The sequence below is a fragment of the Agrobacterium sp. MA01 genome, assembly GCF_009650195.1.
GTDB lineage: Bacteria > Pseudomonadota > Alphaproteobacteria > Rhizobiales > Rhizobiaceae > Allorhizobium.
Genome location: NZ_CP045854.1, coordinates 3359483 through 3384056, shown reverse-complemented (window position 1 = coordinate 3384056; position 24574 = coordinate 3359483). Strand labels below are relative to the sequence as shown.

The 24574-nt window shown below is 62.4% G+C and carries 24 protein-coding genes; 8 read left to right on the top strand and 16 right to left on the bottom strand.

Annotated features, from left to right (window positions below; all coding sequences use genetic code 11):
- The first annotated feature begins 13 nt into the window (after nucleotides 1–13).
- From GH983_RS16345 to mmsB, 3 genes are read left to right on the top strand one after another with little or no spacing between them, the layout of a single operon-like run.
- On the top strand, nucleotides 14–1201 hold the full coding sequence (locus GH983_RS16345) for an acetyl-CoA C-acyltransferase (protein ID WP_054147733.1): 1188 nt from the start codon (nucleotides 14–16) through the stop codon (nucleotides 1199–1201).
- Between the two features lie 15 nt (nucleotides 1202–1216).
- Nucleotides 1217–2344: an acyl-CoA dehydrogenase family protein gene (locus GH983_RS16340; RefSeq protein WP_069043171.1), complete on the top strand. Its 1128-nt coding sequence runs from the start codon at nucleotides 1217–1219 to the stop codon at nucleotides 2342–2344.
- A gap of 53 nt (nucleotides 2345–2397) precedes the next feature.
- Complete coding sequence (gene mmsB / locus GH983_RS16335; RefSeq protein ID WP_069043172.1) at nucleotides 2398–3285, top strand: 3-hydroxyisobutyrate dehydrogenase; 888 nt, start codon at nucleotides 2398–2400, stop codon at nucleotides 3283–3285.
- A gap of 20 nt (nucleotides 3286–3305) precedes the next feature.
- Here mmsB and GH983_RS16330 read toward each other — a convergent pair whose 3' ends face one another.
- The 5 genes from GH983_RS16330 to GH983_RS16310 are packed head-to-tail and all read right to left on the bottom strand — an operon-like array spanning nucleotide 3306 to nucleotide 8156.
- Nucleotides 3306–3920, bottom strand: coding sequence for an ABC transporter ATP-binding protein (locus tag GH983_RS16330; protein WP_153762947.1), 615 nt, complete (start codon nucleotides 3918–3920; stop codon nucleotides 3306–3308).
- Entirely contained in the window at nucleotides 3913–4722 is an 810-nt protein-coding gene (locus GH983_RS16325; RefSeq protein WP_153762946.1) for an ATP-binding cassette domain-containing protein, read from the bottom strand. Before GH983_RS16325 ends, GH983_RS16330 begins: the two co-directional genes overlap by 8 nt.
- A complete protein-coding gene (locus tag GH983_RS16320; protein ID WP_153762945.1) occupies nucleotides 4722–5585 on the bottom strand; it encodes an ABC transporter permease in 864 nt (287 codons plus the stop codon). Before GH983_RS16320 ends, GH983_RS16325 begins: the two co-directional genes overlap by 1 nt.
- Nucleotides 5582–6586: an ABC transporter permease gene (locus GH983_RS16315; RefSeq protein WP_246727411.1), complete on the bottom strand. Its 1005-nt coding sequence runs from the start codon at nucleotides 6584–6586 to the stop codon at nucleotides 5582–5584. Before GH983_RS16315 ends, GH983_RS16320 begins: the two co-directional genes overlap by 4 nt.
- Complete coding sequence (locus GH983_RS16310) at nucleotides 6579–8156, bottom strand: ABC transporter substrate-binding protein (RefSeq protein ID WP_153762944.1); 1578 nt, start codon at nucleotides 8154–8156, stop codon at nucleotides 6579–6581. Before GH983_RS16310 ends, GH983_RS16315 begins: the two co-directional genes overlap by 8 nt.
- Before the next feature lie 114 nt (nucleotides 8157–8270).
- On the opposite strand from GH983_RS16310, the gene nikR reads away from it, so the two are divergent.
- Complete coding sequence (gene nikR / locus GH983_RS16305; protein WP_006724913.1) at nucleotides 8271–8684, top strand: nickel-responsive transcriptional regulator NikR; 414 nt, start codon at nucleotides 8271–8273, stop codon at nucleotides 8682–8684.
- 52 nt (nucleotides 8685–8736) lie between these two features.
- On the opposite strand, the gene GH983_RS16300 is transcribed toward nikR, so the two are convergent.
- Together GH983_RS16300 and GH983_RS16295 are read right to left on the bottom strand one after the other, a co-directional pair.
- A complete protein-coding gene (locus GH983_RS16300) occupies nucleotides 8737–9885 on the bottom strand; it encodes a CaiB/BaiF CoA-transferase family protein (RefSeq protein ID WP_069043177.1) in 1149 nt (382 codons plus the stop codon).
- Nucleotides 9882–10658, bottom strand: a complete 777-nt coding sequence (locus GH983_RS16295) for a citryl-CoA lyase (protein ID WP_069043178.1) — start codon at nucleotides 10656–10658, stop codon at nucleotides 9882–9884. Before GH983_RS16295 ends, GH983_RS16300 begins: the two co-directional genes overlap by 4 nt.
- 110 nt (nucleotides 10659–10768) lie before the next feature.
- Between GH983_RS16295 and GH983_RS16290 the strand changes: the two genes are divergently transcribed.
- The 3 genes from GH983_RS16290 to GH983_RS16280 all read left to right on the top strand — a co-directional run bounded on the left by GH983_RS16290 (nucleotide 10769) and on the right by GH983_RS16280 (nucleotide 13993).
- On the top strand, nucleotides 10769–11626 hold the full coding sequence (locus GH983_RS16290; RefSeq protein WP_054147743.1) for a dioxygenase: 858 nt from the start codon (nucleotides 10769–10771) through the stop codon (nucleotides 11624–11626).
- Nucleotides 11627–11647: 21 nt separating this feature from the next.
- Nucleotides 11648–12451 carry an IclR family transcriptional regulator C-terminal domain-containing protein gene (locus GH983_RS16285; protein WP_153762943.1) on the top strand — a complete coding sequence of 268 codons (804 nt, stop codon included), beginning with the start codon at nucleotides 11648–11650 and terminating at the stop codon, nucleotides 12449–12451.
- Between the two features lie 84 nt (nucleotides 12452–12535).
- On the top strand, nucleotides 12536–13993 hold the full coding sequence (locus tag GH983_RS16280) for an amidohydrolase family protein (protein ID WP_069043180.1): 1458 nt from the start codon (nucleotides 12536–12538) through the stop codon (nucleotides 13991–13993).
- Between the two features lie 124 nt (nucleotides 13994–14117).
- Here the strand turns inward: GH983_RS16280 and GH983_RS16275 are convergent, their stop codons facing one another.
- The 9 genes from GH983_RS16275 to GH983_RS16235 form a co-directional block, all read right to left on the bottom strand.
- Nucleotides 14118–15005, bottom strand: a complete 888-nt coding sequence (locus GH983_RS16275) for an intradiol ring-cleavage dioxygenase (RefSeq protein WP_153762942.1) — start codon at nucleotides 15003–15005, stop codon at nucleotides 14118–14120.
- Nucleotides 15006–15014: 9 nt separating this feature from the next.
- The gene (locus tag GH983_RS16270; RefSeq protein WP_153762941.1) at nucleotides 15015–16769 is read right to left on the bottom strand and encodes an FAD-dependent monooxygenase; all 1755 of its coding nucleotides are present in this window, start codon (nucleotides 16767–16769) and stop codon (nucleotides 15015–15017) included.
- Nucleotides 16762–17877: a branched-chain amino acid ABC transporter permease gene (locus GH983_RS16265; protein ID WP_153762940.1), complete on the bottom strand. Its 1116-nt coding sequence runs from the start codon at nucleotides 17875–17877 to the stop codon at nucleotides 16762–16764. The genes GH983_RS16270 and GH983_RS16265 overlap by 8 nt, the downstream gene beginning before the upstream one ends.
- Nucleotides 17878–17884: 7 nt before the next feature.
- A complete protein-coding gene (locus tag GH983_RS16260) occupies nucleotides 17885–18748 on the bottom strand; it encodes a branched-chain amino acid ABC transporter permease (protein WP_153762939.1) in 864 nt (287 codons plus the stop codon).
- Nucleotides 18735–19454 carry an ABC transporter ATP-binding protein gene (locus tag GH983_RS16255; RefSeq protein WP_153762938.1) on the bottom strand — a complete coding sequence of 240 codons (720 nt, stop codon included), beginning with the start codon at nucleotides 19452–19454 and terminating at the stop codon, nucleotides 18735–18737. Before GH983_RS16255 ends, GH983_RS16260 begins: the two co-directional genes overlap by 14 nt.
- Nucleotides 19455–19457: 3 nt before the next feature.
- Entirely contained in the window at nucleotides 19458–20177 is a 720-nt protein-coding gene (locus GH983_RS16250) for an ABC transporter ATP-binding protein (protein ID WP_153762937.1), read from the bottom strand.
- A gap of 69 nt (nucleotides 20178–20246) precedes the next feature.
- Nucleotides 20247–21527: an ABC transporter substrate-binding protein gene (locus GH983_RS16245; RefSeq protein WP_153762936.1), complete on the bottom strand. Its 1281-nt coding sequence runs from the start codon at nucleotides 21525–21527 to the stop codon at nucleotides 20247–20249.
- 61 nt (nucleotides 21528–21588) lie between these two features.
- Nucleotides 21589–22644, bottom strand: coding sequence for a maleylacetate reductase (locus GH983_RS16240; RefSeq protein WP_153762935.1), 1056 nt, complete (start codon nucleotides 22642–22644; stop codon nucleotides 21589–21591).
- Nucleotides 22641–23513, bottom strand: a complete 873-nt coding sequence (locus GH983_RS16235) for a dioxygenase (RefSeq protein WP_153762934.1) — start codon at nucleotides 23511–23513, stop codon at nucleotides 22641–22643. Before GH983_RS16235 ends, GH983_RS16240 begins: the two co-directional genes overlap by 4 nt.
- A 98-nt stretch (nucleotides 23514–23611) precedes the next feature.
- On the opposite strand from GH983_RS16235, the gene GH983_RS16230 reads away from it, so the two are divergent.
- Complete coding sequence (locus GH983_RS16230) at nucleotides 23612–24562, top strand: LysR family transcriptional regulator (RefSeq protein ID WP_153762933.1); 951 nt, start codon at nucleotides 23612–23614, stop codon at nucleotides 24560–24562.
- Nucleotides 24563–24574 lie beyond the last annotated feature (12 nt).

The window sequence follows — 24574 nt, the reverse complement described above, 5'->3', positions numbered from 1 at the left end:
TGAAGGAGAAGAGATGGGAGTTCAGGATCCGATCGTCATTGTCGGTTCTGCCCGAACCCCGATCGGGGGCTTTCAGGGCGAGCTGATGGAGATGACCGCAGCCGCGCTAGGCGCTGCCGCCATCCGGGCGGCGCTCGACCGCAGCGGGCTTCCAGCCGAGGCCGTCGAAGAGATCCTGTTCGGCTGTGTCCTGCCGGCAGGCCAGGGCCAGGCGCCTGCAAGACAGGCCGCGATCGGTGCCGGTCTGCCTTTCTCGGCGGGGGCTACGACCGTCAACAAGATGTGCGGTTCGGGCATGAAGGCCGCCATGCTCGCCCATGACTTGCTCGTCGCCGGGAGCGCCTCTGTCGCGGTTGCCGGCGGCATGGAGAGCATGACCAATGCGCCCTATCTGCTTGACCGCGCCCGCGCCGGCTACCGGCTTGGACATGGGCGTGTGCTCGATCACATGTTTCTCGATGGCCTTGAGGATGCCTATGACAAGGGCCGGCTGATGGGCACCTTCGCGGAAGATTGCGCCGAGGCCTACCAGTTTACCCGTGAGGCGCAGGACGCCTATGCCATCGCCTCGCTCACGCGGGCAACAAAGGCTATCGCCGATGGCAGCTTCGAGCGCGAAGTCGTGCCGGTTAACGTCAAGGCCGGCAAGGCGGAACAGGAGATCAGCCGCGACGAGCAGCCGGGCAAGGCAAAGCCGGAGAAGATCCCGACGCTGAAGCCCGCCTTCCGCGATGGCGGTACGGTGACGGCTGCCAATTCCAGCTCGATTTCCGATGGTGCGGCTGCACTCGTCCTGATGCGCCGCTCGGAAGCGGAGCGGCGCGGTCTTGTCCCGCTTGCCACGATCCTCGGGCACGCCACGCATTCGCAGGCGCCTGGCCTGTTTGCCACCGCGCCGATCGGTGCCCTGCAGAAGCTCTCCGATCGCATCGGCCTGCCGCTATCTGAGGTCGATCTGTTCGAAATCAACGAAGCCTTTGCGGTCGTCGCCATGGCCGCGATGCGCGACCTCGATCTGCCGCATGACAAGGTCAATATTCATGGCGGTGCCTGCGCGCTGGGCCATCCGATCGGCGCCTCGGGCGCGCGGATCCTGGTGACGCTGATCGCCGCACTCGAACGGTACGATCTGAAACGCGGCATGGCGGCTCTCTGCATTGGCGGTGGCGAAGCCACGGCGATTGCCATCGAGCGGGCGTGATTGGAGGAAGACGGGATGGTTCTTTCAGAGCTTCAACAGCAGATCCTCGAGATGACGCGCAGCTTTGCCCGGGAGCGGCTTGCCCCAGGTGCCGCCGAACGCGACCGGCAACACCGTTTCCCACGCGAGGAACTGACCGAAATGGGTGAGCTTGGGCTGCTTGGCATGCTTGTGCCGGAAGCCTATGGGGGCTCGGACACCGGTGTGCTCGCCTATGCGATCGCGGTCGAGGAAATTGCCGCGGGCGACGGCGCCTGCTCGACGATCATGAGCGTCCACAGCTCGGTGGGGTGTGTGCCGATCCTGAAGTTCGGCACGGAAGAGCAGCGGCAGCGCTTCCTGCCGAAACTGGCTTCGGGAGAATGGATCGGCGGCTTTGCCCTGACCGAGCCACAGGCCGGATCGGATGCCTCCAACCTCAAAACCCGCGCACGGCGCGAGGGTGATCATTACATCATCGACGGTGCCAAGCAGTTCATCACCTCGGGCAAGAATGGTCATGTCATCATCGTGTTTGCCGTGACTGATCCCAGTGCGGCCAAGAACGGGATCACGGCCTTTATCGTGCCGACGGATACACCGGGCTACGAGGTCGTGCGCGTCGAGGAGAAGCTCGGTCTCAACGCGTCAGACACCTGCCAGATTGCCTTTAACGGGATGAAGATTCCCGTCGAGAACAGGCTCGGCGAGGAAGGGGAAGGTTATCGTATTGCGCTTTCCAATCTGGAGGGAGGGCGCATCGGGATTGCGGCCCAATCGGTCGGCATGGCGCAGGCGGCCTTCGAGGCGGCGCGCGATTATGCAGGTGAGCGAAAGGCTTTCGGCAAAGCAATCGCCGAGCATCAGGCGGTTGCCTTCCGCCTCGCCGATATGGCGACACAGATCGAGGCCGCACGACAGCTCGTCTGGCATGCAGCTTCGCTGCGCGAGGCCGGCATTCCCTGCATTTCGCAAGCCTCGATGGCCAAACTCTTCGCGTCCGAGATGGTCGAGCGCGTCTGCTCGGATGCGATCCAGATCCACGGTGGCTATGGCTATATGCGGGATTATCCGGTTGAGCGGATCTACCGGGATGCGCGCATCTGCCAGATCTACGAAGGGACCAGCGACGTTCAGCGCATGGTGATTGCGCGAAACCTGTAGGATGCCACATTGGGAGCGCTCGGGGACGGACGTGAAAACAGGGAGGAAATGCTATGCTTGAGACGATAGCCTTCATTGGTCTTGGCAATATGGGTGGGCCGATGGCTGCCAATCTCGTCAAGGCGGGGTATCCGGTCCGAGGCTTCGATCTTTCTGAAACAGCGAAGCTCGCCGCGACAGCAAGCGGCATCACGCTCTGTGATACGGCGGCGGAAACCCTGACCGGCGCCTCGATCGTCATTACCATGCTGCCTGCCGGTCATCATGTCCTGTCGGTCTGGAGCGAGCTCGTCGGGGCAGTCGATCAGGGGACGCTGATGATCGACTGCTCGACGATCGATGTGGACAGCGCCCGCAAATGCCATGCGCTTGCCAACGAGGCCGGCTGCCTGTCGCTCGATGCGCCGGTCTCCGGCGGAACGGCCGGGGCAAGTGCCGGCACGCTGACCTTCATGGTCGGTGGGGAGGCGGATGCTTTGAACCGGGGCCGCCCTGTGCTTGAAGCCATGGGACGACGGGTCGTCCATTGCGGTTCGGCCGGTGCCGGCCAGGCTGCCAAGATCTGCAACAACATGATCCTCGGGATCACCATGGCGGGGGTCTGTGAGGCCTTCGTACTCGGTGAAAAGCTCGGGCTCTCGCATCAGGCCCTGTTCGACGTGGCCTCGACATCATCGGGCCAGTGCTGGGCGATTAGCACCAACTGCCCGGTTCCGGGTCCCGTTCCGACATCGCCGGCAAACCGGGACTACAAGCCGGGCTTTGCCGCCGCCCTGATGCTCAAGGACATGCGGTTGTCGCAGGAAGCGGCAAAATCGACCGGTGCGGCTACGGCTCTCGGCGCGCATGCGACTGAGCTTTACGAGCTCTTCGACCAGCTCGGGCATGGCGGCGAAGATTTTTCGTCGATCATCAACACCATCAGAGACAGGTCTCCCTGAAGAACAAGTTGCGGAGGCCCTTAAGCGACGAGCGGCATCAAGCCACCAGTACAGAGCTTAAGCTGCCGTGAACTCACGCGCTTCAGCAAGGCGGCATCATGGCTGATGGCAAGGATGCCGAGGCCCTGGCGGCGACGCTCCATGAGGAAGGACCAAATTTCCACCTGGGTGATCGGATCAAGCATGGCGGATAGTTCGTCGGCGACCAGGAAGCGGGTGTCGGGGCCAAGCGCCCTCGCCAGCACAACCCGTTGCAGTTCGCCGCCCGAGATTTCGTGCGGGTAGCGATCAAGCCAGGCACGCGACACGCCGATGGCATCCAGCGTCTGATCATCCGGCTGCCAGGCTTCCGCGATGATCCGGCCTAGCCGCCATCGCGGATTGACGGCGAAGATCGAGGACTGGTGGATGTGTTGAACCCCGCAATAGCCCAGGGCAGGGGCTGCACCATCGAGGAGAACCTCGCCTTTTTGGGGCTTCAGATAGCCCGCCGCGATGCGCCCGAGCGTCGATTTGCCAGTGCCGGAGGGGCCGGAAAGGCCCAGAATCTCGCCCGGCTTCAGCGTCAGCGACACCCCATCAAGGATGGGCTTTGCTTTGCCAAAGCCGAAGTCGACATCTCTTACCTCAAGCACGCGCAGCCTCCCGCACAAGCGGTGCGGCCGAGAACTGGTTTCCCGGCATGGCCAGCCACAGCGCCCGTGCATAAGGCAGCGTCAGCTGTCTGCCATCCTCCGAAAACGCATTCGCCGGCTCGGTGCCCAGCAATCTGCCCTGTTCCAGGATCGCGACCCGGTTGGCATGGGAGACCGCGGTGACGAGATCATGGGTAATCAGAAGCACGGCCTTGCCGCTATCGGCAAGGCGGCGCAGATGGCGCAGGACGTTTTTCGCAGCGTCCGGATCGAGCCCGCTTGTCGGCTCGTCGGCGACGATCAGATCCGGCTCTCCAATCGTGGCGATGGCGAGAAGCAGGCGGCGCGCCATGCCGCCCGAGACCTGATGCGGATAAAGCCGCATGACCTCGGCGCCAAGGCCGAAGCTCTCAAGGGTGGTCACGAGGTCTGCCATCGTTTTCGTTTTGCTGCTGCGTTTTGCGGCCCACAGCAATTGTTTGCCACAGCGGGCCAGCGGGTCGAGATGGCTGAGCGATTGCGGAACCAGCGCCATGCGAGGGCGGTGGTCCTTGCCGCCATTCGCCGCTTCAACCTGCTCCCCGTTCAGCGATATGTTGCCGCGCACCACAGCATTTTCCGGCAGAATGCCGAACAGGGCATGGGCAAGCAGGCTCTTTCCTGCGCCCGAAGCACCCACCAGAGCCAGGATCTCACCGCGATCCACCTTGAGGTCGATGCCGTCGAGGGCCGGTACTTCGCAGCGATGGATGAGGCCGTCATAGCGCAGGAAACCGATGGACAGGGATTCGACTGAAAGCATCACGTCTGCTCCTGCCGGGGATCGGTCAACAGCCGGAGCCCATTGCCGATGGCATCGAAACTCAAGACCACGAGTAGCAGTGCCAGCCCCGGAAACAGGCCTAGCCACCATTTGCCGGCGGAAAGGTAGCGCATCGAATCCGACAGCAAAACGCCGATTGCGGGGTTGGACGGTTCAAGCCCAAAGCCGATGAAGGTCAGACCCGCCTCATGCAGGATGGCATGGGGGAACAGAAGTACGAGGCCGACAAGCAGCTGCGGCACGAGATGCGGCAGAAAGTGATGCCGGCCGATGCAAATCCAGGATTTGCCGAAATGCCGCGATGCCTGCACGAACTCGGCCTGGCGCAGTTGCAGCAGTTCCGCCCTCAGAATGCGGGTGAGCCGCGGCCAATGGGTGACGGCAACCGCAATGATCACCGCCGTGGTGCCGCCGCCAAGACCGAAGGAGATGAGGATCAAAAGCACGAAATGCGGCAGTCCCATCGCAGCATCGATCAGGAAGGACACGGCTTCATCGGCGAGCCGCCCGCCTGTTGTCGCCACAAGTGCAAGCAGCATGGCGATGACGACGGACCCTGAAGCCGCAATCAGGCCGACCCAGAAGCTCAAGGCGAGGCCATGCAGCGTGCGGGCGAACATGTCGCGTCCGAGCTGATCGGTACCGGCTAGATGGGACAATGACGGTTCGAGCAGGCGCGTGGAAAAATCGGCATCAATGCCGTAGCGCCCGTAGAGATGGGTGGAGACGAGCACGGCAGCCAAAGCGAGCGCTGCTACGGTTGCGACCGCGAGCGTTCGTATCCTGTGTCCGTCTGGCGCGCGATCGGGGGCGGAGGGCGGGAGATCGAGGATGTCGCTCATGCGATGCGCACTCCCGACGCCATGCGCGGATCGACCAGCCTGTAAAGGAGATCGGCAATCGAGTTGCCGAGGAAGACGACAAAGGTCAGCGCCAGTGTGATCGCAAGGAGCAGGGGTACATCGCCACGGATGCCGGCTTCCACGGTTGCTTTGCCAAGCCCCGGATAGGAAAACACCTGTTCGGCGAGAACCGAGCCGCCAAACAACTCGCCAAGCGAGGCAAAGAGAACCGTGATCGCAGGGAGCGCTGCATTGCGTGCGCCATGGCGCAAGGCAATGTCCATGCGCGAGGCGCCTTGCGCCTTGGCATAGAGCGCATAATCGGACTGCATGATCTCGATCATCTTGGCACGCGTGTGCAGCGCGATCTGGGCAATGCCGAGCACGCTGAGCGCCATCAGCGGCAGGGCAAGATGCCGGGCGCGATCAGCCAAGGTCACGTCTTCAGGCAGGACGCCAATCGGGGCAGCACAGCAGATGGGTGCCCAGTTGAGCCCGACTGCAAAGACGACAAGCAGCATGATCGCCAGCCAGAAGGTGGGCGTTGAAGCGAGCACATAGGAATAGAGCCGGATCATCCTGTCCGCCCAGGAGCCGGAAAAGGCACCGGCGATCACGCCGAGGGCGAAGCCGAGCACGCCGGAGAGGAGCCAGGCAAGCCCCATCAGGGGAAGCGACGCCTTGAACCTCGAGACGAGGACGTCGGCGACCGGCGCGTTATAGGTCATGGAATAACCGAGGTCGCCGGCCATCAGATTCTTCGCCCAGCGAAAGAACTGTGTGGTCGCTGGCTGGTCGAGCCCCCATTTTTCGGCAATCAGGGCGCGCTGCTCGGGCCCGACACGCGCGATGTCGGCCCCGAGATAAGCATTGATCGGATCGACAGGTGAATTCTTCATCAGCGCAAAGGCGACGATCGCGACCGTCAAGAGGACGAGCACAAGCCGGAGCGCCTTTGCGGCGATCAACCCGACCCAGCCCAATTGGCCCGCCTTACTCACACGTCCATTTCCAGTTCTGGATCATCGCGGTCATCGGCCATCCATGGCCATGCGGTTCGATCTGGGTGGCGCCAATCTCCAGGCATTCGTTCACGTAGTAGATGTGATCGAGGTTGACGAGCCAAGCCCATGCGGCGTCGCCCTTGGCACCAAACCCAGTCGTCCCGTCCCATTCGGCTTGTCGCCAGTCTGGGAAGGATGCTTCCAGGCTTGGCGCACCCTGCGCTGCGGCAAGATGCCGATCGACGGCGGGGTTTGCATAGAAGCCGGCGTTAAAGAATTCCACGCCGCCAAGGCTCGACTGGTAGAGATTGTAGACCTCGAGCGGCGAATGGCTGCCCCAGCCAAACATCACCGGCTCGGAATGCATGATGCGGTCGATTTCGTCCCAGCTCTTGCCGGTAGCCGTCGCTTCGATGCCGAGGCCCTTCAATTGTGCCGACACGGTTTCAGCCAGCATGCGTCGTGTGGAATCCGAAGCGGGGTAATTGATTGGGAAGGCTGCCCGGAGGCCATCTTTCACACGGATGCCGTCGTTGCCGAGCGTCCAGCCAGCGCTCTCCAGCTCGGTTTTGGCCTGCTCGAGATCGAAGCTTACCGCTGCGTCCGGATTGGACCAGGCGAGCCCGTCGGCGGGGCCCGCTGCCGGGCTCCCGTGACCGAGCAGGGCGACGTCTACCAACTGATTTCGATCGATCCCGAGATTGACGGCACGGCGGATGGCAGGGTCGGCGGTAACATCATTGCCGAGTTTCTTGCCCTCGCCGACGACCTTGCCCTCGTCTTTCACGATCGGGAAGACGATGCCTCTGTTGTCGACGGACCGGGTAACGATCTGCTTGAAGCCCTGTGGCGGCGTATCGGCGGCCGTTGCCGGCACGGAGACCATGTCCACCTGCCCGGCTTGTGCTGCCGCGAGACTCGTATCTTCTTCGGTAAACAGGAAGGTGATCCGCTCGAATGGCCCGGTCTCGCCATAATAGTTCGGGTTTTTCTCGACGATCAGCTGCTGGCCTTCGGTCCAGGAGACGAGCTTGTAGGGACCAGATCCGATCGGATTTCGCGCGTAGCCCTCGCCATAGCCGTCCGAGGGTACGATGCCGAGCGCATAGAGGTTCTCGGTGAAGGTGATCCAGGGCTTCTTCAGCTTGATCTCGACGGTCTGATCGTCAATGACGCGGGCGGCCTCGAGTGCGGTCAGGTCAGCGGCGCTACCGATCTTGGCCGCCTCGTTGAAGGTGAAAGCGACGTCTTCGGCGTCAAGCGGCGAGCCGTCGGAAAACCGTGTGTCCGGCCGGAGCCTGATGGTCCATGTGAGCCGATCATCGGAGAGCAACCATTCCGTCGCCAGATCGGGACGGGTCTTCAAATTGGCATCGCGTGTCAGAAGGGTCGATTGAAAAAGCGGATGACCATAACGTCCCCAGCCCGTCAGAGGGTCGTAGCCGCCTTCGGGTTCGCCGCCGATGGCGAGCACCAGTTGCGATTTCGGCGTGGCAAGGGCGGTGCCTGACAAGACGGCGGCAGCGAAAGCAGTCGAAACTGCAAGCCGCAGAATTGCCTTGGTCATGAAAATTCCCCTATACCCAATCAGATGGTGTCGTAAGCACCCCCTAAGTGGCAGGACAATAATGCTGGGTGTGTATGATGTCTATATCAAAACATCATACGAAGGGAGTTTGATATGCAGCGCGTGACGATCACCCTTGATGACGACCTGATGCAGGAACTCGATGCGCTGATTGAGACACGCGGGGATCAGAACCGGTCGGAGGCGATCCGTGATCTCGTGAGAACGGGTCTGAAGGAAGCTACCCGAAATTCGAAGGGTGATGAACCCTGCATCGGCGTGCTGAGCTATGTCTACGATCACGCGGCCCGCGACCTTGCAAGGCGGCTGACAAACAGCTTCCATCATCATCACGACCTGACGATCGCGAGCCTGCATGTGCATCTCGATACCGAGAATTGCCTCGAAGTCGGCATCCTGAAGGGGTCGATGAACGAGGTGCAGCATTTTTCCGACCACATCACTGCAGAGCGATCGGTGCGCCACGGAAGTGTCCAGATCATACCACTGCAGGGCAGCGAAGACTGACCGCTCGGTTGGGTGGTCCATCCTTCGTCCCAGCCTCAAGCTCCGACAGGTCTCACCGAGCCTGGTGTGACGCCTTCGTGACCTCGGATCTGATTTCCGCCCCATGCTCGTCCAGTCGCGGTGGAGGCGAGACAGCAAATTCCGGCTCGCCGTCAAAGCTGTAAGGTGGCCGGACGGTCGTGAAGTCTCCCATCTCGGCGTTCGGAACGGTGACGGCAATTTGCAGATGCCTTGCTTGTGGGTCTTCGAGCGCCTCGTCGCTGTCGTAGGCCGGCGCATAGGGCACTTCGTTCGTTTCCAGCAAACCGCACCATTCGTCACGCGGTTTGCTTCGAAATACCGGAGCGAGAATGTCGATCAGCTCATCCTGATGCCGGATGCGATCCAGGCGCTCGCGGAAGCGGGGATCGTCTGCCAGGTGGCGCTGCTGGGTCGCATCGAGCAAACCTTCCCAGAACTTCTGTGGCGAGGAGAGATGGAAGGCGATCCATTTCCGGTCGGCGCATTCGAAGGTGTAGGATTGGCTGACCACCGGTCGCGACAAGGGCCCCATGACCTCTCCGGCGCTGTAGTAATGGGTAAAACTGTCCAGATTGAAGTGGCTCATGGCCTCCAGCATCGAGATATCTAGCCTGCGGCCCTTGCCTGTCTTTCCGCGCTCGATCAGGGCCGCGAGGATGCCGGTTGCCGCATAATGTCCCGTCACCGCATCGGCCAGAGCCGGGCCGATAACACGGGGTCGGTCGGGTGGTGTCACGAGGCGCAGAAAGCCGCTGGCCGCCTGTGCCACAGTGTCGTAGGCCGGTCTGTCGCGCGCCGGCCCTGAGGTTCCGAAGCCTGAAATCGCGCAGTAGACGAGCCTCGGATTGAGTGCTCGCAGTTCGGTTTCGCCCGCGCCGAGCTTTTCCGCGACCCCCGGCCGGAAGTTCTGGATGAACACATCTGCCGAAGCGATCAAGGCGAGAAAGACCTCGAGATCTTCGGGGTTTCGTGTGTCGAGGGCGATGGAGCGCTTGTTACGGTTGTAGGTCTGGAAATGCGGCGAGTAGAGCCCGCCTTTAAAGGCCCGGAATGGATCGCCTTCTCCGGGGCGCTCGACCTTGATGACGTCGGCACCGAGGTCTGCCAGTTGCATCGCTGCGGCCGGACCTGTGATGTAGGTCCCCATCTCGATGACCCGAATGGACTGAAGCGGCTTCATTCGGATGTCTCTCCGTCATAGGAAATGGCCAAATCCGCATGGTGGGACAGGATGAAGCCGATCGGGCGTTCGCTTTCCTCATAAAGATGGGCAGCAAGGCCGGCGGCGCGGGCGATCAGCGGGACCGCCTTGAGAGCCGCGAGCGGCCATCCCGCATCAAGCATGACGGCTGGAATGGCGCCCGAGACGTTGATGGGCAAAGGCCGGTTCATGATGCCGGGCGCGAGGTTGCCCAGCAGTCTGAGGGTGGCGATGTGCTGCCCGGAAATCTGCAGTTCGTCGGCCACGGCCAGCAGACGGTCCGCGCGGGGATCTCCGCCTGCATGCTGGGGATGACCAAGCCCCGGAACCTTCCGGCGCTCTTTCAGGAAAACATCAAGCGAGTGGCGGACCGCCGCTTCGTTTCCGCCAGCGGCGACCAGTTCGGCCAGATATCGTCCCGCGACCTCCGATGAGCCGGCAACAACGGTGCCCATGCCGAGAAGACCGGCAGCCATCGCGCCTTGCCAGGCCTCGGGGGCTGCTGCAAGCGTCATGCGGGCCGCCTGCACCGACGGAACCAGTCCGTGCTCGGCAATCGCGACCAGACAGGCATTGAGGGCCGTGGTCTGTCGCTTGTCCGGTCGTTTGCCGCAGACCAGCAGCCAGAAGTAATCGGTGAAATCGATCTTGCCGATCAGGTCATCACACAGATCATGGCCTCTGACCGTGATGGATGTCGCATCCGATGTGGCGATCGCGGTGAAAGCCTGGTCCTGCTTGCCAATTCTCATTCAGAGTTCCTTTTCGCATAGCGAAAATAAATTCACTTGCCGAATAATAGAACCTGTTCTAGCTTTGCGTCAACCCGGCGGGAGACGGGTCGGTCGAGTGGAGGATGTCGATGGGTCAGATCAATCAGTTCACGATCACCGAAGCGGTGAAGGAAAGTTTCCAGACCGAGGAGGGCAGTCGTTTCAAGTTCCTCCTGGAGACGTTCATCGATCACCTCCACGACTATACGCGTGAAGTGAACATGACCCATGACGAGTGGATGGGCATGCTGATGTTCCTCTATGATTGCGGGAAGATCTCCACCCCGGAACGGCACGAGTTCATTCTGCTGTCCGACGTCGTGGGCCTGTCCGCCCTGGTCGACATGATCAACACCCGCGGTGGGGCGACGGAAGGATCCAATCTCGGCCCATTCTACCTCGATGATGCACCGGAACTCGAATTGGGCGGCGATCTCGCCCGGGGGCGTGACGGCACAACGCTGCTGGTGCATGGCATCGTGCGTGACTCTCTTGGCAATCCGCTTCCGGGCGCGATCGTCGATACCTGGCAGGCGGATGGCAGCGGCACCTATCCGATCCAGGAGCATGGGCAGGACAAATACGACTTGCGTGGCAAGATCACCGCGGACGGCGAAGGCCGCTACTACTACACCACGGTCCTGCCGAAGCCCTATACCGTGCCTTATGACGGTCCGGTCGGACGGCTGCTTCGTGCCGGCAACCGGCATGCCTGGCGGGCAGCGCATCTGCACTTCATTATACGTGCCGAAAAAATGCGGGCGATCACGACGGAACTGTTCTTCGAGAACACCGAATACATCGACAATGACGCGGTTTTCGGAGTGCGAAAATCGTTGATCGCCAAACTGGAACCTGTCAAGAAATCCGAGGAATTCCCGTTTGCCCTCGAGAAGCGTCCGGACGCGAAGTGCAGGTTCGATTTCGTGCTTGCGCCCGAGGGCTGAACTTTGCTGGACAGGGTGGACATGGTTGAGGATCCGAAGCGATCGGCGGAGTTCGTTGAAGCGCTGGCAAAGGGGATCGCCGTCATCGAATGTTTCGATGCAGCGCATCCTGACATGACCCTGAGTGAGATCGCGCGGCGCGTCGGTCTTTCACCGGCTGCTGCCCGCCGAAGTCTGATCACGCTGTCGGCGCTCGGTTACGTCGGCTCGGTCGGAAAGCGGTTTTTCCTGAAGCCAAAGGTTATGACGCTCGGCTCCGGCTTCTACTTTGCCGCCCGCATCGATGAGATCCTGTTGCCGGAACTTAGGCAGATCGTCGAAACCCATGGTGACGCGGCCTCCATCGCCATGCTCGATGGGCACGACGTCATCTATATCGCGCACCATTCCACCCAGCGCGCGAGAAGGGCGACGGCCGTGGTCGGCGCGCGCTATCCCGCTCACGCAACCTCGCTGGGGCGCGTTTTGTTGGCGGGCCTGCCGAAGACCGAGCTCGAGCGCTACTTCGCGAGGGTGGAGCCGAAGGCGCTCACTTCACGCACAGTCACTGACAAGAATGCCCTGCGTGCGCTGATCGACGAAGCCGGGGAGCGCGGATATGCGACGACTGTCGATCAGCTAGATTTCGGGATTACGGCTCTCGCGGTGCCGATCCGCAATGCAGAGGGCAAGGTTACGGCTGCGGTCAACTCCTCGGGCTATTCGGGGCTAATCGGCCCGGACCAGATGGTGACGGACCGACTGGGTGATCTTCGGGTTGCTGCAGGCCGGATCAGCGCTGCTGCGGCCCGAACGCCAGCGCTGTCGGCAGCACTGAACGGTTAAGGGAGCCGAAGGGCCTGCGCCGGCTTTGCGCGCTCTGATTAATCAGCGAATTAAATTTCGTATTGCGAAGATTGGGAGGTGGGCATGTGTAAATTCTGTGACGTGAGACTGAGATCCCCTGCAGATTCCGGCGGAGGATCCGTTCCGCAGCTTGGTCGCTCCAGCGCGACGCAGCCGCTGCCGGCTGGACTGGGCCAGCCCGGTCGCAAGACCTTGATCAAGGGCGGCGCCGTCCTGTCCATGGATCCGTCCGTCGGCAATTACACCATCGGCGATGTGTTGATCGAGGGGGCGAAGATCCTCGCCGTCGGCCCCCACCTGGACTCTGCCGATGCGGCGGTCATCGATGCCAGCGGCATGATCGTCATGCCGGGTTTCATCGACACCCATCACCATCAGTTCGAGACCGCTCTGCGCAGTCTCTTGTCCGATGCCATTCTGGTGAATGACGGGCGTCCGGAAAGCACCGCCAATTATTATGAGTGGATGCTGCAGAAGTTTTCGGTCCTCTATCGCCCGGAGGATGTCTACATCTCCGAACTCGTCGGCGGCATTTCCCAGATCGATGCCGGTGTGACGACCGTGATGGACGTGAGCCAGATCCATCACTCGCCGGAGCATTCGGATTCCGCGATAGCTGCCCTCAGGGATGCCGGCCGCCGCGCCGTCTTCGGCTATTTCGAAGGCTGGGGCGATCTTGCCAAGTATCCGGGCGACGCTCGCCGGATCAGGGCCGAACATTTCTCCAGCGATGATCAATTGCTGACCATGGTGATGGGCGGGGAGATCTACCTGCCTTTCCATGAAGAGGCGTGGGCGACGGGTCGCGAGCTCGGTCTGCCGATCGCCCTGCATGTTGTCGGAACCTTCGGCATGCAGCCGACATTCGACGGCCTGGCCATGGCCGGCAAGTTCGGCCCGGACAATATCTTCATCCATATGACCGGCATGAGCGACATGGCCTGGCAGCGGGCGGCGGATGCCGGCGCGCATATCTCGCTCTCCGTGCCGATCGAGATGCAGATGCGCCACGGTGAACCGCCGCTTCAGAAAGCCCTCGACCTCGGTCTGCAGCCATCGCTTTCCACTGATGTCGAATGCACGATGACCGCAGACATGTTCACGCAGATGCGCTCGACGATCACCCTCCAACGGATGATCGCCAACGAGAAGGCGCTGCGCGGCGACGACTATCCCAAGCTGCTCTCGGCCATGGATGTGATCCGGTTCGCGACCATCGAAGGCGCGCGGGGCCTGAAGCTTGAGCACAAAACCGGAAGCCTCACGCCCGGCAAGGATGCCGATATCATTCTGCTCGATGCAACCGCGCTCAATGTGGCGCCCCTCAACCATGTGCCCGGCGCCGTTGTCACGCTGATGGAGCGCAGCAATGTCTCGACGGTCTTCTGTGCGGGGCAGGTCAAAAAGTGGCAGGGAAGCCTGATCGGTCACGATATCGGGAAGCTGCGGCGGGAGCTGGAGGCGAGCCGCGACTATCTGTTCGAGAAGGCGGGCGTTGAGCAGGATCTGTTTCGCCAGTAGCGCGAAACCTGGCGCAAAAAGAAGCTGACGGGCGCATTCCATACGGATGGGCCCGCCAGCTGTGCGGAAAAGAAGATGCGACCCGGAGCTCAGCTGCGGGTCCAAGGGCTCGATTGAGCCGCAGTCAGGCTTGGTTCTTTTGCACCAGCACGAAGTCGTGCTTCACTTCCCAGAATTCCTCGCTGAAACCGTATTCGGCGGCACGCTGCGGATCCCTGCGGCGCTCGAATTTCGCCAGCAGGCTTTCCTTGACGCCGAAGACGGCATCCGAATGGATGTACTTATCATCCGGATCGAAGATATGGGTGACAAGCGTCTCGTATCCATTCGCCTTGATAATGTAGTGCAGATGGGCCGGGCGATAGGGATGGCGGCCGAGCTTGCCGAGCAGCTGGCCGACCGGGCCGTCGTCGGGGATGGGATAGAATTTGGGCTTTACCGCCCGGAACCAGTAATGACCGTCCGGGCCCGTGCGGAAGACGCCGCGCAGGTTGAAGTCGGGCTGGATACCCTTCTGCTGCACATCGTAGAAGCCCTCGTCATTCGCCTGCCAGACATCAATCACGGCATCTGCGATCGGCTTGCCCTCGGTGTCGAGGATGCGGCCCTCGATCACCATGTCCTCGCCCTTCGAGTCGAGGCAGATGTTGGCCCCCATCTGCAGTTCGGGGGCGTCCGCCACGTGGAAGGGGCCCAGCACTGTGCTTTCCGAGGCGCCAGAGGGTTTGCGGTTGTTGACCGCATCGACCAGCATTGAGACGCCGAGCACGTCGGACAGCAGGATGAACTCCTGGCGCCACTCGTTGCACATCTGACCGGTGCGGGTGAGGAAGAGGATCGCCTCCATCCATTCCTCCTGGCTCGGTTCCAGTTCCTTGACCGCCTCGTGCAGCTTGCGAGTGATGACCTCCATCACCTGTTTCAGCCGCTCGTCCTTGGCATTGGCGTTGCGGCCGGTGACCACCTCGACGGAGGTCTCCTCAGTGAAGTAGCCCTTTTCATGCGCTTCCATGATCGTTCCTCACCGGTCCAGAATGGTTTTCAGGACGCGCCGCAGCTCGCCTTCGGGGTCAGAGACCGCGGCTTCCGCACGCCAGGCGACGTGATGGTCGGGGCGAACCAGAAGTGCACCGGAATCGCGGATTTCGCGGGCGCGAGCCCAATCGCCGGAAAAGTCCTGCCAGGTCTGGCGAGGACCGATCTTGTGGACCGTGATCGGGAGGCCGAATTCCTTGGACAGGGACTTTGCGGCCGCCACCCATCCATCGCCGCCGATGCCGGTCAGAACGGTGAAGACGCCATGGCCAGTCAGGTCGAGACTCGAGACCTTTTCGCCTTCCGGGCCGAACAGCCAGACATGCGGCAGGCGGGCGCCGGGCCAGCTTGTCGGCTGGTGATGCAGTTCGGCATCCTTTTCGAAGGCCGGTTCCGGCTGCCCGTCGGTGACGATGGCGCCCGACTTGTAGCGCTGGTTCATCTCCACGCCGTGCGCGTCGAATTCATAGACCTTGTGCACAATCGCTTGGCGGATGGCCTCACGCTGCCTTTCCGCATCCGCCGTGTTGTCGCAGCGGGCGTCCATGTTTTCCTGCATCTTCACCGGGTCGACGGAGTCGAGCATGCCGAGCGCCTTGAAGATCGGACCGAATTCCTCGATCGACTTGTTGGCGCGGGTGACGATCTGTTTGGCAACCGGGGCGCGTTCGGCCTGGTAGCTGTCGAGCAGACCCATGCCGGCCTGGCCGCGGATGACGGCGGCGAGCTTCCAGGCGAGGTTGAAGGCATCCTGGATCGAGGTGTTGGATCCGAGACCGTTCGACGGCGGATGGCGGTGGGTGGCGTCACCCATGCAGAAGACGCGGCCGTTCGACATCGTGGTCGCGTACATGTTGTTGACTGTCCAGGTGGAGACCGACTTGATCTTCGGCTGCAGGTCCTGAACGCCGACGAGATCGCGCACGACCTTGGTGGCGAAGGCATCGTCAACCGCCGGTGCCGGCTGGTTGATGTCGTAGCCCCAGACGATCAGCCACTCGTTCCATGGGCGTACCATGCGCACGAGACCCATGCCGATGCCGCCGACATCGGCGCCCGGCTGCAGCACCCAGTAGAGTACCGAGGGGCGGTGGGCGACGTAGCGCGAGAGATCGCACTCGAAGAGGATGTTCATCGAGCCGGCGACGCCCATCTTGCCTTCGAAGGAGAGGCCGGCATGCTCGGCAACCTTGGAGTTGCCGCCATCGGCGCCGACCAGGAACTTCGATCGGATGGTGATGTCCTTGCCCGTCAGCCGGTCGCGGCAGGTGGTGGTCACGCCGTCTGCATCCTGCACATGGCTCAGATATTCCGTCGACATGCGTGACTGCGCACCGCGCGAACAGGCGGTCTTGAAGAGCAGCGGCTCCATATAGGTCTGCGGCAGGTCGTTCATCCGCCCGGGCGAGGAGAGGAGATGTTCGGCGCGCGAAAGCGGATGGTTGCCCCAACTCTGCATTCGGCCGATCTCTTCGCCGGCGACCGCCGTGCAGAAGACGTTCTGGCCCATCAGGTCCTGTTCTGTCGCGAACATATAGGCTTCGTCCTCAACGTCGCGGCCAAGATCGCGCAGAACCTCCATGGTGCGCTGGTTGGTGATGTGGGCGCGCGGCGTGTTAGCGAGCCAGCGGTAACGGTTGATGACCATGGGCTCAAGGCCGTAGCTCGCGAGCAAGGCGGCGGTTGCCGAGCCGGCCGGCCCGGTGCCGATGATCAGGACGTCGGTTGTGATGTCAGCCATGTGGCCCTCCCTTTTTCGTTTGTTCAAGCGATCCACCCCTCAAGGTGCGGCGGACCGGAAAGAGTTCGATGCCGGTGCGGTCGGTGATCAGGCCCCAGATCCCGCGCGGTGCAAAAAGCATGGTGACGATGGCGAGCGCCCCGAGCAGCAGCAGGTACCAGGACCCATAGCTCGACAGCGCATTCTGCATCAGGAAGAAGATAATTACGCCGAGGATCGGCCCTTCGATGGTGCCGATGCCGCCGATCACCACGATGAAGATCACATAGGCCGTCCAGTCGGTGAGCGAGAAGGCAGCATCCGGCGAGATGCGAGCCTTCTGCAGATAGATGAGTGCGCCGACGACGCCGGTGATGAAGGCGGTGGAGAGGTAGATCACGAGCTTCAGCTTCTGGGCGTCCACCCCGAGTGCCCGGGCGGCCGTCTCATTGTCGCGCACGGCGGCGAGCCCTAAGCCCTGCTTGGAGCGCAGCAGGCGGTAGACGAACCAGATGGTCAAAACGAGCACGATCAGCGCCAGCCAGAAGGCGATGGCGTCGGCGGCTGCTGCGGTCCGCATGCCGAACCAGTCTTCGAGGAACGAGACGCCGAACATTTCGCGCGTCGCTTCGCGCGGAAGTGAGGTGCCTGTGCCGCCGCCGAGCGCCTTCCACTGGGCAAAGAGCAAGCGACCGACCTCGGCGATGACCCAGGTGCCGATGGCGAAATAGGGACCATAGAGGCGGAAGGCGAAGAAGGCGGTTGGTATCGAGACCAACACGGCGAAGAGGCCGGCAAGCGGGATGGCCAGGATCGGATCGACACCCAGAAGGATGACGAAGCCGAAGAGCGCATAGGCGCCGCAGCCGACGAAGAGCTGCTGGCCGACGGAGATCAGCCCCGCATAACCTGCCAGCAGGTTCCAGCTCTGGGCGAGCGCCAGCATGGTGAGGATGAAGAAGAGGTCCTGCACCACGCCGCGCGAGACGACGAAGGGGGCTGCTGCCAAGAGCAGCACGAAGAGGATGGCTGCAAGCGAGAACAGCGTGGAGAGGCGGGTGCGCGTCTCGACCCGCCAGGATGGCGTCGGGCGCATGACCTTCGGCAGGATTTCTCTGTTGGCGTTCATCGTCACCTCAATCGACAGCGCGCGGGAAGAGACCCCGCGGACGGAACAGCAGGACGAGCAGGAAGGCGATATGGCCCGAGAGGATCTGCCATTCCGGATTGATGGCGGCTCCGACGGTTTGGGCCACGCCTAAAATGATGCCGCCGGCAAGCGTGCCCCAGAGCGAGCCGAGCCCGCCGATGATGACGGCTTCGAAGGCGTAGATCAGACGTGCCGGCCCGGCTGTCGGATCAAAATTGGCGCGGGTGCCGAGATAGAGAGCGGCGATCGTGACGATCACCATGGCGAGCCCGGTTGCGATGGCAAAGATCTGGTTCGGACGGATGCCCATCAGGCCGGCCGTTACCACATCGTCTGATGTGGCGCGGAAGGCACGGCCGAGGGCGGTCTTGTAGATCAACTGGTTCAGGCCGACGATCACCAGGATCGCGGAGGCGAAGGTTAGCAACGGCATCACGCCAGCATTGATGCCACCGAGCGAGAGCGAGGCCTGTTCCAGTGCGCCTGCGGGGATGCGCTGGCTGTCGGCGGTGAAGGCTTCGAGCAGTCCGTTCTGGATGACGATCGACAGGCCGAAGGTGACGAGAAGCGGCGGCAGGATATCCTTGCCCAGCGTCCGGTTGAGGAGGTGATATTGCAGCAGGTAGCCGATCCCGAACATCAGCGGTCCCGCGATCAGGGCCGCCAGGAATGGATTGAGCCCAAGCGTCGAGACGAGCAGCAGGATCAGGAAGGCGGCAAAGACGATCAGGTCGCCATGGGCGAGATTGACCAGCCGCATGATGCCGAAGACGAGCGAGAGGCCCGCGGCGAAGAGGGCATAAAGCCCGCCGAGCAGAATGCCCTGGAGAATGGTATCAAGCCAGTTCATGGGGTTCCGCTCCGAAATAGGCTGCGTGGATATCGGCGCGGTCGAGGTCTGCGGGACGCCCCTCGAGGGTGACCCGACCTTCCATCATGCAATAAACGCGGTCTGCGACCTTCAGCGCCTGGGCGATGTCCTGCTCGACGATCACGATGGCCGCACCCGTTTCGCGGATGCGCGGGAAGGCGGCGTAGATGTCCTTTATGACGACAGGAGCGAGGCCGAGGCTCAACTCGTCACAGAGCAGAACCTCCGGATTGGACATCAGCGCCCGGCCGATCGCGACCATCTGTTGCTGGCCACCTGAGAGTGCCGTCGAGGGATTACGGCGACGCTCCTTCAGGATCGGGAAGAGCTCATAGACTGTTTCGAGCGACCAGGGACCGCTCACCTTTCGGCCGTGGCGACCGACGAGCAGGTTTTCCTCGACCGTCAGCGAGGGGAACAGTCGACGACCTTCGGGAACGAGCGCGATGCCGCGGGCCATGACATCGGGTGCTGCGAGCGCGCCGATCGGCTGGCCACGATGCAGGACGGCGGCAGGATCATTGCGCAGCACGCCTGCTATCGAGCGCATCAGCGTCGATTTGCCCGCGCCATTTGCGCCGATCACGGCGATCGTCTCGCCGGGATTGAGGACGATGTTAACACCGAACAGGGCCTGGAAGTCGCCGTAGAAGGCGGTGAGGTTCTTCGTTTCGATGAGGCTCATGGTTCAGACCTCCATGCCCAGATAGATTTCGCGCACCTCGCGCGAGTTCATAATGGTCTGCGGATCGCCATGGCCGATCATCCGCCCGAAGTTCAGGACCAGGATCTTCTCGGCGACCGCGTTTAAGGCGTGTAGAACATGCTCGATCCAGATGATCGCCATACCGCGCTGGTGAACGCGCTTGATCGTTGCGACGAGCTGCCGGCACTCGCCTTCGGTCAGCCCGCCGGCGATTTCGTCGAGCAGCAGAAGCTTGGGCCTGGTGGCAAGGGCCCGGGCGAGTTCCAGCCGCTTGCGCTCGAGCAGCGTCAGGCTGCCCGCTGGGCGGTTCGCCTTTGCGATCAGGCCGGTCTCGACGAGGATCTCGGCGCAGAATTCCGCGACCTCGGCTTCGCCGCTTTCACTGCCGAAGGCGCCGGCGACGATCAGGTTTTCGAAGACCGTCAGTCGCTCGAAGGGCTGAGGGATCTGGAAGGTGCGGCCCATGCCGGCGAAACAGCGCTGCATCGGCGGGACATTGGTCACGTCGCGACCATCGAAATGAACAGTGCCCTTGGCGACGGAGAGGTTGCCGGTGATCAGGTTGAACAGCGTCGACTTGCCGGCGCCGTTCGGTCCGATGATGCCCAGCGCTTCGCCGGGTTCGACGGAAAAGCCGATATCCTCGGCGACCACCAGGGCCCCGAAGGATTTCGACACACCATTCAGTTCCAGAATCGGCATGGACACTCCTCCGTCAGGCCAACGGCGCCCCGACAAGCACGGGCACCGCAGCCACATGCTTCACAGGGTTCAGCTCAACGCTTCCATCTTGCCGCCGAGCGGGATGTTCGGTGCCTGGCCGTTTTCGACGACGACCAGATCGTAACCACCGCCGGATTTCAGCCGCCACTGGCCGCCGACGAGCGGGGTCTTGGCGACGTTCTTCTGGGCGAAGGGCGGCAGGTTGGCGTTGTTCCAGGCGATGGGACCGACCAGCGTGTCGAGCTTGGTTTCGCCGATCGCCTTGGCCACGGCATCGCCGTCCGTCACGTCTTCCGCGCGCTTCATCACGTCGACGGCGAGTTCGAAGAGCGCATGGGCAAAGCCGATCGGCTGTGTCCACGGGCGGCCGGTTGCCGTGGTGAAGGCGGCGGCCACATCGGAAGCCGTTTCGCCTGTCAGCGAGGACTTGAAGGGATGAGACGGCGTCCACCACACTTCGGTCGAGAGGTTGTGGCCGGCATCACCCAGGGCTTCCACGGTCTGCGGAAAAAGCAGCGCCTTGCCGATCGAGGCGATCTTCGGCTTCAGGCCCTGCTGCTTGGCCTGGTTCCAGAAGGTGGTGAGGTCAGGCGGGATCATCACGCCGGTTAGGATCTCGGTCTCGGCCTGCTTGAAGGCGTTGATCTGGGCGGAGAAATCGTCCGTCAGGTTCTGGTAGCGGCCGGTGTCGGTCAGGCCATAGCCGAGCTTCTCCAGCACCGGCGGGAAGCCGACGACCTTGTCGCCCCAGGCATTGCCGTCGCCGTCGTTCGGGAAGAGACCAGCGACCTTTCTGTTGGTCTCGATCTGACCCCACATACCGGTGAAGACCGCAATGATGTCCTCCAGGCCCCAAAAGAAGTGATAGGCATAGTTGAATGGCTTCCAGCTCGCAGGGTCGCCGGGATTGCCCTGCTGTCCGATGAACCAGGGCTGCCAGGGGGCAACCGTCGACAGGCAGGGGACCTGCTCGGCTTCGCAAGTGGTGGAGACCGGATTGGTGGTTTCGGGCGTCGAGGAGACGAGCATCAGGTTGATCTCGTCGTCGACGATCAGTTCCTTGGCGACTTCGGCGGCACGGTTCGGATTGGACTGGCTGTCCTTGACGATGACCTCGTAGTTCAGCCCCATCTTCTTCGTCGTCGCGAGGAAGCTGTCGATGACGAATTTGTCGGCCTCACCGAAGCCCGCGAGCGGGCCCGTCTGCGGGCTGACATAGCCGAGCTTCACCGCTGCTGACTGCGCAATCGCCGGGGCGGCAAGGCCCGAGGTCGCCAGCACGGCGCCGCCGGCTGCCGTCGTCTGCAGGAATTTGCGTCTCGTGAACATGTTTCCTCCCATCATCGTCTCTCCTCCCAAAGAGTGCGCTCTGCGCGAGATGTCGTCTCTGTCAGTCGGGCCTGACGCCCTCCCAGGCCTTTTGCAGAAGTGTGCGGATCGACGCGCGGTCGATCGGACGCGGGTTCCAGTAGGGGTTTTCGGTGGCGATATCGGCAGCGCGATCGAGATCGGCTTCAACAAGCCCGAAATCCTTGAGCGACAACGGCGCGCCGATCGACTTGGCGAAATCCCAGAGGCCACCACCGATCGAGCCGCCGAAGAGCTCGGCTGCTGCCTTGAGCTCTTGTTCTGCAGCCTCTGCATTGAAGGCGGCCGTGTGCGGCAGCATGACTGCATGGGTTTCGGCATGGGGCGTGTCGAAAGAGCCGCCCAGCGTGTGGCAGATCTTGTGGTGCAGCGCCATGCCGACAGTGCCGAGCACCGTGCCGCAAAGCCAGGCGCCATAGAGCGCTTCCGCCCGCGCCTCGGTGGCTTCAGGGCTCTTCACCAGAACCGGAAGGCTATCCCTAAATGCCCGTAGACCGTCGAGCGCCATCAGCGTCGAGACCGGGTTGCGATCCCTAGCATAGAGGCCCTCCACGGCATGGGCCATAGCGTTGAGACCGCTGGTGACGCTCATGCCGACCGGAAGACCTAGGGTCAGGTCCGGATCGTAGATCACCACTTCCGGCAGGATGCTTGCGTTCCGGACCGTGGTCTTGCGACCACCCTCGGTCTGGCCAAGGATCGGGGTGACTTCGGAGCCGGCATAGGTCGTGGGGATGACGACCTGCGGCAGATCGGTGCGATAGGCGATTGCCTTGCCGAGCCCGGTTGTGGAGCCTCCACCGAGCGAGACCACGCAGTCGGCTTCGGTGTCCCTGACAACCTTCAGCGCTTTCTCCGTCACCTCGACGGGTGTGTGCATGACGGCACCCGAGAAGACACCAACTGAGAGGGCTCCGAGCCGATCGGAGAGGGCTTCTGCATCCGCCTTCTGGTGCGGCGTTGCGAGGACCAGCGCACGGCGGCAGCCGAGGGCTTCCACGGCGCCGCTAACCTCTGCGCTGCGGCCGGAGCCGAAAAGTATACGCGCCGGGCTGCCAGCATAGGTGAAGCTCTTCATTTTCCCCTCCCGGGCCGTGCGCGGACCATGACGAACTTGACGCTGATGCGCGAGGTGGGTTTTCCGTCGATCTCCGTCTGCTCGAACGGATGCACCAGTTCGGGTCGGACGCCGAACAGCGCATCTTCACCGAGTCTCGGATCCTCAGAATCGTAGATATGTGTGGTGATCGTCTCGAAGCCGGGTGCCCGCACGACGAAATGCAGATGCGCTGGACGGTGCAGCGGATAGCCCGCCTGGGCGAACAGCCGCCCCACAGGACCGTCACCGGGGACGCCGTAACCTGCCGGCCTCACCGTGCGATAGTGGAACCTGCCGTTCTGATCTGGGCGGAACAGACCCCGTAGGTTGAATTCGGGCTGCAGATCCGGCTGCTGGTTCTCGTAGAAGCCTTCGGCATTCGCCTGCCATGTTATGATTTCAGCCGTGGTGATCGGCAGGCCGTCCAGATCTTCGACGCGGCCCTCGACCAGCAGCGGCTCGCCTTCGCCGTCGAGCGAGATGGAACTGCCCAGTGCCCGCTCCGGGGTATCCGTCCGGAAGAACGGCCCGCGGATGGTGTTGGGGGTGGCGCCGGACGGGCGGCGGGAGTTGATCTCTTCCACAAGCGCCGAAGCGCCGACGAGATCCGAAAACAGCACCCATTCCTGGCGGCGTTCGTCCGAGGCGTGCCCCACTTCGGTCAGGAAGTCGAGCACTTTGCGCCATTGCTCCGGTGTCGGGCGGAATTCCTTGACGAGATCGTGCACATGGCAGACCACGGCAGAGAGCAGGCGCGCGTTTGCGTCATCGGTTGTGCCGAAGCGGCTCGTGAAAGCCTCGGCAGAGGTCGCTTCATTGAAGGTGATGAGGTCTGCGGCCCGCGACATGCATCTCCTCCCAAATCCGCATTGCTGGTCGAGAGGAAACTAGCAGGGCTCGCATGCAGGATTGATGATTTGTTTGGGAGCCAATATAACAATCCGTTATGAAGTTCGACGAGCGACACCTCATCCAGCTGGCTGCCGTGGTCAAAACCGGCGGTGTAACCGAAGGCGCAGCCCTTCTGGGGCTGGCCCAGCCGGCTGTGTCACGCACTTTGTCGATGCTGGAAAAGAGAATTGGCGAACCGCTCTTCATCAAGGGTAGGCGCCCAATGCAGCCAACGCCGCTCGGGATTGCGCTGGCGGAACATGGGCTTGCCATGCTGGCTGCCTCCCGCAAGGCTTCCGATCTGATGGAAAGTTTCCGGGTCGGCAAAAGCGGCGTGGTGCGGGTTGGCGGCAGCCCGTTCTTCATGGATTCGCTGATTGCCGGCATGTGTGCCGAGTTTCAGGCGACCCATCCTGATGTGCGGATCGACCAGTCCTATGGCTATTTTCCGGATTTGCGTGCTGCTCTGAAGGCCGACCAGATCGATCTGGCGATCTGCCCGATCGATATTCTGGATGAGGGCTCGGGCCTTGCCTTCCAGCAGATCCTGCCTGGCCGCAATGTCATTGCCTGCCGGGTCACGCATCCGCTGCTCCTGAAACGTCGTCCGCAGCCGGCCCATCTTCTCGATTATGCCTGGGTGGCCCCGCCGCCTGGCAGTCCGCTGCTGGCAGACCTGCGAGCCCTGCTGCTCTCGTTCGGCGCGACTGAGATCCGCATCCGTTATTCGGGCGGGTCGCTTGCGAGTGTGGTCAATTATCTGAAAGCGGCGGACGCGCTGACCGTGATGCCGCATAGCGTGGTCTTTGCGCAGCGCAAGGAAAAGACGATCACGGCCCTGCCGATCAACATTCCACATCCGGAGCGCGCGCTTGCCATCCTCAGGCGTGTCGATGCACCGCGGTCTCCGGCGGTCGAGCAGTTTTCAGCCTTCATCCGCTCAGGTTTCGACAACCTGAAGCACCTGATCAAACGGCACGAGGAAGCCGTGGTCTGGGGCAGTTAACGGGCCCGCGAG